This is a genomic window from Corallococcus carmarthensis (genome assembly GCF_003611695.1).
In the GTDB taxonomy this organism is placed as follows: domain Bacteria; phylum Myxococcota; class Myxococcia; order Myxococcales; family Myxococcaceae; genus Corallococcus; species Corallococcus carmarthensis.
Genome location: NZ_RAWE01000307.1, coordinates 1 through 8,800, shown reverse-complemented (window position 1 = coordinate 8,800; position 8,800 = coordinate 1). Strand labels below are relative to the sequence as shown.

The following is an 8,800-nucleotide window of genomic DNA, read 5'->3' as shown; positions in this document are numbered from 1 at the left end:
GCAAAAGGCCGCACCCCCGCCTCCGCCGCCGGAACCCGAAGACATGGCTCCGGACGACGAGGTGGAGATTCCCGGAGGCGGCGCGCCGGGAATGGAAGGCGTCAGCCTGCCCGCGCTCGCCAAGGTGGAGAGCTGGCTGGGCCTGTCGTCGCTGCCCGACTACGAGTTCCTCTACCGGCTCACCCCCGCCAACACCGGTGCGGGTGGCTCCAACGGCCGCCACTGGGTCGTGGACGTGCGTCGTCAGGACGCGCAGACCAAGGGGCCCGTGCACGTGAAGCGCCTGCTCCAGGCGGGCAGCCGCATCGCGCCCGCGGACGAGCGCATCTTCATGGTGCTGTCGCGCCATGAGCACCGCTACGACTCGCGCATCGTCCTGTCCGACGAGGACCTGTGCGAGGTGCTGGAGCTGTTGCGCCAGCGCCGGGTCATCTACCGGGGCACGCCGCTCGTCTACATGGAAGCGCCCGTGCGGCCGCAGATCCACCTGGAGTCGCGTCCGGACGGCGCCACCGCGCAGATTGAACTGCTGTTCCCGGATGGCGTGGGCTACCCGCTCAAGGACGTCATCGTCCTCGCGGGCCGGCGCACGTATGTCATCCAGGCGCAGAACCTCCACGCCGTGGAGCCGGACTTCCCGCCGCGCCTGCTCCGCAAGTGGCTGCTGGAACCGACCATGGCCTTCCCGGCCGGACAGCTGGACCGGGTGCTGACGTTCTTCGCCGCGCACCTGCCGCGCTTCCGCATGTCGCTGAAGGCGGACGACATCGAGGTCGACGAGTCGGTGGAGCCGCGCTTCGTCCTCACGCTGGAGGGCGCCGCCGAGCGCGTGAAGGTGCAACTGGCCGCGCGCTACGGCCAGACGACGGTGGCGGTGTCCCCCACGGCCACGCACCTGGGCTACGCCAGCGGGGTGGGCGAGGACGCGCGCAAGCTGTACCGGCGCCGCGACGAGGTGGAGCGCGGCGCGGGCAAGCTGCTGCTCGATCAGGGCCTGCGGTTTGATCAGGCCTCGCAGGCGTTCGACGCGTCGGGTGACGTGGCCCTGGAGTTCTGGGCGCGGGGCCTGGCGGGTCTTCCCGCCGAGTGGGAGCGCTACGGCGTGCAGGCGCCCAAGGTGCGGCTGCGCCCGAAGCTCAAGCCACGCATCCGCGTGGGCATGAGCGGCGTGCAGTGGTTCGACCTGGACGCGGAGTTCGTCACCGACGACCAGGCCGTGGACCTGGGCGCCGTGCGCATGTGGCTGGACTCCGGGCGCAAGTTCATTCCGCTGAAGGACGGCTCCTTCGCGGAGGCGGACGTCGCGGAGATCAAGCGCGTGGCGGACCTCCTGGAGGAGGCCGGCGCCATGCCGGGCCGCACGCGCACGCGGCTGCCGCTGCACCAGGCGGTGGCGTTGGACCTGCTCGCGGACCTGGGCGAGTTCACCGAGGTGGAGGCCAAGGCCCGTCAGGCCATGCTCGCGCTGCGCGAGTCCGCCGGCGTGCCGAAGGTGGCCGTTCCGGAAGGACTGCAGGCCACGCTGCGCCACTACCAGGAGGCGGGCCTGTCCTGGCTCTGGTTCCTGCGGCGCCACGGGCTGTCCGGCATCCTCGCGGACGACATGGGTCTGGGAAAGACCATCCAGTCCCTGAGCCTGATGCAGAAGGTGGCCAACGACGAGGGCCGCAAGCCGTCCCTGGTGGTCGCGCCCACGAGCGTGCTCGCCAACTGGGAGCGCGAAGCGGAGCGCTTCACGCCGGGCCTCAAGGCCATGGTGTGGCACGGGCAGGACCGCCGTGAGCGCGCGGAAGACCTGAAGGAGATGGACCTGGTGCTCACGTCGTACGCGCTGGTGCGCCGCGACCTGGAGCAGCTGTCCCAGGTGGGCTTCCGCTACGTCATCCTGGACGAGGCGCAGAACATCAAGAACGCGGACAGCGCCACCGCGCAGGCGTGCAAGTCGCTGCCCAGCGAGACGCGCCTCGCGCTCACCGGTACGCCGTTGGAGAACCGGCTGTCGGAGCTCTGGAGCATCTTCGACTTCCTCATGCCCGGCTTCCTGGGCAGCGCGGAAGGCTTCAGCGACCGCTACGAGCAGCCCATCCAGGTGGCCAACGACCCCGTCGCGAAGGACCGGCTGCGACGGCGCATCCAGCCCTTCATCATGCGCCGCCTCAAGACGGAGGTGGCCAAGGACCTGCCGCCGAAGACGGAGAGCGTCGCGTGGTGCGAGATGGAGCCCGGCCAGGCCGCGCTCTACCGCGAGGTGCTGGAGGAGAGCCGCCGCAAGGTGCACGAGTCCATCGAGAAGGTGGGCTTCAAGCGCAGCCGCGTGTCCATCCTCGCGGCGCTGATGCGGCTGCGTCAGGTGTGCTGCGATCCGCGCCTGCTCAAGATGCCGCCCGGCACGCTGCTGCCGTCCAGCGCGAAGCTCGAGCGCTTCATGCAGCTGGTGGACGACCTGGTCGCCGAGGGCCACCGCGCCCTCGTCTTCAGCCAGTTCACGGAGATGCTGGAGCTCCTGAAGCAGGAGGCCGACAAGCGCGGCCTGCGCTACCTCTACCTGGACGGCCGCACCAAGGACCGCATGGGCAAGGTGGACGAGTACAACCGCCCTGACGGCCCGCCGCTCTTCTTCATCAGCCTCAAGGCGGGCGGCACCGGCTTGAACCTCACCGCCGCGGACTACGTCATCCACTTCGACCCGTGGTGGAACCCCGCCGTCGAGGACCAGGCCACGGACCGTACGCACCGCATCGGTCAGACGCGCGCGGTCATCAGCTACAAGCTGATCACCCGCGGCACGGTGGAGGAGAAGATCTTGAGCCTCCAGCGCCGCAAGCGCGACCTCGCCGCCGGCGTGCTGGGCACGGACGGGGACGACATGGGCCGCAACCTCACCGAACAGGACATCCAGGAGCTGTTCACCGAAATCTGATGCGACCCGGGAGTGGGAGACGGTTGTGGCTCCAACAGGCCACGCCCTCCCACTCGCCCTCCCACTCGCCCTCCCACCGTCCGCACGACCCGAACACCTGTGCAGTGTCAGCAAGACCTGCTAGGGTGTTCAGGTGTTGGGGCCGTCGTACGGACCGCGGAGGGCGCAGGTGCTGCTGGGTCTTCGGATTTCGAACGTTGCGGTGATTGAGGAGGTGGAGGTCGCGTTCGGCGCGGGCCTCACCGTCCTCACGGGTGAGACAGGGGCCGGCAAGTCCATTCTGGTGGACGCGCTGGGCCTCCTTCTTGGGGGAAGGGCGGATGCGGACGTCATCCGGGCGGGCTGCGAGGACGCGGCGGTGGAGGGCGTGTTCGCCCGGACACCGGTGCTGGCCTCACGGCTGGAGGACCTGGGGCTGCCGGACCTGGGGGAGGAAGTGCTCGTGCGCCGCGTGCTCGGGCGCACCGGGCGCGGAAAGGTCTACGTCAACGGCGCGCTGGTGACGCTGGGCGTGCTGGGGAAGCTCACGCGGGGCGCGGTGGACATCGCCGGCCAGCATGAGCACGTGAGCCTCTTCGACTCCGGGCTGCACCGGGTGCTGCTCGACAAGTACGGCCACCTGGAGGACGCGCTGGCCGCGTACGGCCGCGAGTGGGCGAACCTGCGCGAAGTGGACACCCGCATGGACGCGCTGGGCGGAGACGACGCCAAGGTGCGCGAGCGCGCGGAGTTCCTGCGCTTCCAGCTGGACGAAATCACGCGCCTGGATCCGGAGGCAGGCGAGGACGTGAAGCTGGACGCGGAGCGCCGGCGGCTGGGCAGCGCGCAGAAGCTCAAGCGCCAGGGCGCGGAGGCCGAACTGCTGGTGGCGGGTGAAGCGCCGTCCGCGGTGGAGATCGTCGGACGCGCGCTGGGCCTGGTGCACGAGGGCGTCAAGTGCGACGCGACGCTCGCGCCCGTGGCGCAGTCGCTCAGCACCGCGCTGTCGGAGCTGGAAGAGGCCGCGCGCCAGCTCAACCGCTACGTGGAGGGGCTGGAGTCCGACCCCGGGCGGCTGGGCGAGGTGGAGGATCGGCTGGACGCGCTCAAGCGGCTGTGCCGCAAGCATGGCGTGACGCTGGACGGCGTCCTCAAGAAGCGCGGCGAGCTGGAGACGGAGCTGGGCACGCTGGAGAACCGGCGCGAAATCCTGGAGGAGCTGAACCAGGAGAGGAAGCGCGTGGAGGAGCGGGCGCGCAAGGCGGCGCTGGCGCTGTCCCGCGCGCGCAAGGCCTCCGCGGGGGCCTTCTCCCAGCAGGTGCGCGAGGGCCTGGGGGGGCTGGCCATGGGCAAGGCCGCCTTCGAGGTGCGCGTCACCGCCGGGGAGTCGCTGCGTCCGGACGGCCTGGACGAGGTGGAGTTCTTCTTCAGCGCCAACCCGGGTGAACCGGCGCGGCCCCTGGCCAAGGTGGCCTCGGGCGGCGAGGCGAGCCGGCTGCTGCTCGCGCTCAAACGTGCACTGGCGGACAGCGACGCCTGCGGCTGCTACATCCTGGACGAGGCGGACGCGGGCGTGAGCGGCGCCATCGCGGACGTGGTGGGGCGGATGATTCGCGAGGTCAGCTCCCACCGGCAGGTGCTGTGCATCACGCACCTGCCCCAGGTGGCCGCCTACGCGGACGCACACCTGCTCATCAAGAAGAGCGTGAAGGGCGAGCGCACCGTGTCCCAGGTGCTGCCGCTCGCGGCCGGCGCCGAGCGCACCCAGGAGCTGGCGCGCATGATGTCGGGCGTGGAAGTCACCCGCGAGGCGCTGGGCGCGGCGGAGGCGCTGGTGCGTTCGGCCCATCGGGCCACGCCCCGCGCGCGCCGGGAAGTCGGCCCGGAAGGCAATAGCCCCCGGGGGCGGCTGCGCCGGACGGCCTGAAATGGGGGCCCGAAAGGTAGGGGTGACCCAGGGGGAGGGGCATGACGCACCGCGAGTTTTCGTGCGCGTCCTTGCCCCCACTAATGGGCTCACATAGCATCCGGCGCGTGTCCAGCACCGCAGGGCAGACCGCGGCCCCCCGCCATAAAGTCATCTCCGCTGGCCTGACGGACGTCGGGCGCAAGCGCAATCACAACGAGGACAGCTTCCTCATTGACGATGAGCTCCAGCTCTACGTCGTGGCGGACGGCATGGGTGGGCACGCGGGTGGCGGTACCGCGTCGCGCATCGCCGTCGAGACCATCGACAAAGAGCTGAGGCGCGCGCGTGAAGGGCGTGAAAACCCCTTCGTCAGCGTTCCCAACCTCCAGGATTCGCCCATACCGGAAGCGCTCCGGGGCGCGGTGGAGAAGGCCTGTCAGGCCATCTACCTCACCGCCCAGGATGACGCGCGCCTCTCCGGCATGGGCACGACAGTCATCTCCCTGGTGGTCCGCGACGAGCACGCCTTCTTCGCCCACGTGGGTGACAGTCGCGCGTACCTCATCCGCGGGGACCTCATTCAGCAGATCTCCGAGGACCACTCGCTGGTCAACGAGCAGATCAAGGCGGGGATGATCACACCGGAGGAGGCCAAGCACTCCCGGTACAAGAACATCATCACCCGCTCCGTCGGCTTCGAGGAGGAGGTGCAGGTGGACGTCATGGGGCTCGTGTCCGAGCCCGGCGACGTGTTCCTGCTCTGCTCGGACGGCCTCGCGAACATGCTCGAGGACCGGGAGATCCACGACACCGTCGCGCGCCATCCGAACCTGGACGAGGTGCCCAAGCACCTCATCGACCTGGCCAACGAACGCGGCGGCGACGACAACATCAGCGTCATCGTGGTGCGCATGCAGGGCGGGTAGGGCCCGGGCTTTGGGGCGCGTTGGGGCGTGCCCCGGAGTCTGTTGACCTTGACACTCTTCAAATGCGGATGATAGCTGCCCCAACCTTTCCATCCATTGAGAATCATCAGTGGGTGACGGTGCGGGAGGGGCGGCGGGTGGGGGAGGTGTTGCGAGCGCGGGGAGCGACTTAGCTTCTGGCGCCGGAAGTCCCACGTTGCGAAAGAGATTTCCCCAGGAGTGGTCCGTGGCCAAAAAGTCCTTCACGCTGATGGTCATCCCGGACCACGACGCTCCGGTGAAGCGCTACACCATCCAGCGCTCCTGGCTGGTTCAGGTGGGCATGGGCCTGATGCTGGTGGCGGGCCTGGGCGCCGGTGCGAGCATCCACTACCTCCAGGTGGCGGCGGACGCGTCGGAGAACCGCATCCTGCGTGAGGAGAACCTCACGCTGCGCTCCCAGCTGAAGTCGGTGCGTGAGCGCATCGAGCACATCGGTTCGACGCTGGACCGCGTGGAGCGTTTCGACCAGAAGCTGCGCGCGGTGACGCTGCTGTCGGATCCGCAGCGCAACCTGGCCATGGGCCCCACGGAGCCGGAGACCGGCACCACGGTGCCCGCGACGGACACGCAGTTCACGCAGCTGACCACCACGGACACGCCCAAGGTGCTGCTGGGCCGGCTGGACCGCCTCTCCGCGGAGGCCACCCGCCAGGAGCTGAGCCTCCAGGACCTGCAGGCCTACTTCCAGGACCAGAAGTCGCTGTTGGCCTCCACGCCGTCGGTGTGGCCGGCGCGCGGCTGGGTGACCAGCGATTTTGGTCAGCGCCTGGACCCGTACACGGCGGACCGCGTGACGCACGCGGGCCTGGACATCGCGGCGCCGCACGGCAAGGAAGTCACCGCGCCGTCGGACGGCACGGTGGTGTTCGCGGGGCTGGAGGGCGGGTACGGCAACGTGCTCGTCATCGACCACGGCTACGGCATCAAGACGCGCTACGGCCACCTGTCCAAGATCCTCGTGAAGGCCGGGGACCGGGTGAAGCGCGGCGCGTCCATCGCGAACGTGGGCAACACGGGCCGCTCCACCGGCCCGCACCTGCACTACGAGGTGCGCGTGAACGGCGTGCCGCAGAACCCGCGCAAGTTCATCCTTGAGGAGTAGGCGCTGAGTAACCGTCAGGTTCCTTCCGGCTCCGGGAGGAACGCATCCAGGCGCAGGCGCCGCCGCTGCAGGCCGTGTGTCCGCCCGGTGCGCTCCATGATGTAGGCCCGCTCCACCTCCGCCCACAGGAGCGGCCCCAGCACCTGCCAGTGCGACGGCTGGTGCACCGTCAGCTCCAGCAGCGCCACGGTGAAGCCCGGCACGTCGGTGGCCGAGGCACCCGGAGGCAGCGCGGGGCGCAGGTCCTCCGCCAGCTTCGCTTGAGTCTCTTCCGCGCTGTCCTCGCGCACGGTGAGCTGGGACGTGGGCAGCAGCAGCACCGCGAAGCCGTCCGGCTGGAAGCGCACGATGCGCGCGCCCGGGTACTGCGCGGCCAGCGACGCCACGGTGGCCTTGAGCAGCGCGTCCCCGGCGGGGAAGCCGAAGCGCGCGTTGAAGTGGATCATCTCCTTCACGTCCACCATCACCGCGCCCACGCGCCAGCCGTCGTGGTGCGCGTGCGTGGACAGGTCGAACTCCTCCTTGAGGAGCGTGCCCTGCGTGAGCGCCAGCACGTGCATGGCGCCGGTGGCGTCCGGCTGACCGCGGCGGCGCTGCTCGGCGGCGACGAGCTCCTGGGCGGCGGCCTGCGGCGCCTCCTGGGCGTGCCCGGGGCGCGCGGCCCGCGGGTGGAGGGCGACGAGGGCGGTGGCGGTGGCGTCGTCGAGTGAGTAGGGCATCGTGTCCGCGTGTGTAGCGCGGACCCGCCCCGGGCGCAGGAAAGCTTCTCCCTGCGCCCTCCTGGCCGCCCTCAGCGCATGCGGAGCCCTCAGCGCATCCGATGGGCCGTGACGGTCACCTCGTCCCGGTCATGGTAGAGCTGGCGGACGGTGAGGCCCTCCCAGCCCCCGTCGTCCACGAGGATCTGGCGCACCCGCAGGAGCAGCGGGTTCTTGTCCTTCATGGGCAGCTTGATGTTGGCCACCAGGTTGCGCGCCAAACGGCGCCGGCCCCACTTGGCCAGCAGCTGCGCCACCTCCAATGGCCGCCACGCCATGTCGCAGAAGAGCCAGTCCGCGGACTCCTCCGGGGCGTAGGCGAAGGCGCTCTCCTGCACGTGCTGGACGCGGGGATTCTTCGCCAGCTCCGGCATCAGCTTCGCCGGGTCCACCGCCACCACCCGCGCCCCGCGCGCCACCAGCCGCTGCGTCCAGCCGCCCGGCGCCGCGCCCAGGTCCACGCAGACGTCGCCGCGCCCCGGCTCATGCGCCAGCCCGTCCAGTGCCTCCTCCAGCTTCATCGCCGCGCGGGAGGGGGACTCGCCCGCGCGCTTCATCCGCCGCCGCCCGCCTGGCGCGAGCGACAGGGCCTCGCGGGCACTCACCGCGCCCAGCATCAGCACTCCATCCGGCGCGACGCACAGGCCCACCAGCAGGGCGCCCGCCTCGCGCGCCCGGCCGTCGTCCTCCAGGACGCGCCCCGAGGGAAGCGCCGCGCGCACCGTGGCCTCCAGCGCCTCGGCACGGCCCGCCTGCGTGTTGCCCTTCGCGCTGTCCGGCGTGTAGGCCCGGACGAGCCAGGGCACGCGCGAGGGCAGCCCGGACATGGCGGCCCGGATGTCCTCCACCGGCACCTGCGCTCCACCCGGAGGTGCCCAGGTGGCGATGACCCGCTCCACCGCCCGGCCAAAGGCGGGGGGGACCTCCGGCCGCTGCTCGGACTCCACCAGGGCCGGCCCCAGGAGGCGGGGGCCCGCGCCGGCCCAGGCCAGCTCCTCGAACAGGTGCGACTCGAAGCCCTCCCGGCAGGTCCACAGCCACCGGCCCGGCTGGGCCGCCAGCGTCTGTGTGGGCATGGATGGCACGCGCGCCCGAGGTGGGATGCGCGGCGCGGGTGAGGCGATGGGGGCCGGGGCGGAGCGTCCGGGGCCACCGGCACGGGGT

Annotated in this window: 6 protein-coding genes; 4 read left to right on the top strand and 2 right to left on the bottom strand. The window is 70.8% G+C overall.

Features of this window, described 5'->3' with window-relative positions:
- Positions 1-43: 43 nt before the first annotated feature.
- From D7X32_RS41155 to D7X32_RS41140, 4 genes are all read left to right on the top strand, one after another.
- Entirely contained in the window at positions 44-2,920 is a 2,877-nt protein-coding gene (locus D7X32_RS41155) for a DEAD/DEAH box helicase (protein WP_244239467.1), read from the top strand.
- Between the two features lie 169 nt (positions 2,921-3,089).
- On the top strand, positions 3,090-4,826 hold the full coding sequence (gene recN, locus D7X32_RS41150; protein WP_120607976.1) for a DNA repair protein RecN: 1,737 nt from the start codon (positions 3,090-3,092) through the stop codon (positions 4,824-4,826).
- A 107-nt stretch (positions 4,827-4,933) separates the two neighbouring features.
- The gene (locus tag D7X32_RS41145; protein WP_120607977.1) at positions 4,934-5,734 is read left to right on the top strand and encodes a Stp1/IreP family PP2C-type Ser/Thr phosphatase; all 801 of its coding nucleotides are present in this window, start codon (positions 4,934-4,936) and stop codon (positions 5,732-5,734) included.
- 226 nt (positions 5,735-5,960) lie between these two features.
- Positions 5,961-6,878 (top strand): M23 family metallopeptidase, encoded by a 918-nt coding sequence (locus tag D7X32_RS41140; protein WP_120607975.1) that lies wholly within the window; start codon positions 5,961-5,963, stop codon positions 6,876-6,878.
- A 14-nt stretch (positions 6,879-6,892) separates the two neighbouring features.
- Here D7X32_RS41140 and D7X32_RS41135 read toward each other — a convergent pair whose 3' ends face one another.
- Positions 6,893-7,597, bottom strand: coding sequence for a diguanylate cyclase domain-containing protein (locus D7X32_RS41135; RefSeq protein WP_120607974.1), 705 nt, complete (start codon positions 7,595-7,597; stop codon positions 6,893-6,895).
- Positions 7,598-7,686: 89 nt separating this feature from the next.
- A complete protein-coding gene (locus D7X32_RS41130; protein ID WP_120607973.1) occupies positions 7,687-8,712 on the bottom strand; it encodes a 23S rRNA (cytidine(2498)-2'-O)-methyltransferase RlmM in 1,026 nt (341 codons plus the stop codon).
- Positions 8,713-8,800 lie beyond the last annotated feature (88 nt).

Bases quoted from the DNA above. Each gene is read 5' to 3' on its own strand.
- D7X32_RS41155 (WP_244239467.1), top strand. From the start codon at position 44: ATGGCTCCGGACGACGAGGTGGAGATTCCCGGAGGCGGCGCGCCGGGA.
- D7X32_RS41135 (WP_120607974.1), bottom strand. From the start codon at position 7,597: ATGCCCTACTCACTCGACGACGCCACCGCCACCGCCCTCGTCGCCCTC.
- D7X32_RS41130 (WP_120607973.1), bottom strand. From the start codon at position 8,712: ATGCCCACACAGACGCTGGCGGCCCAGCCGGGCCGGTGGCTGTGGACC.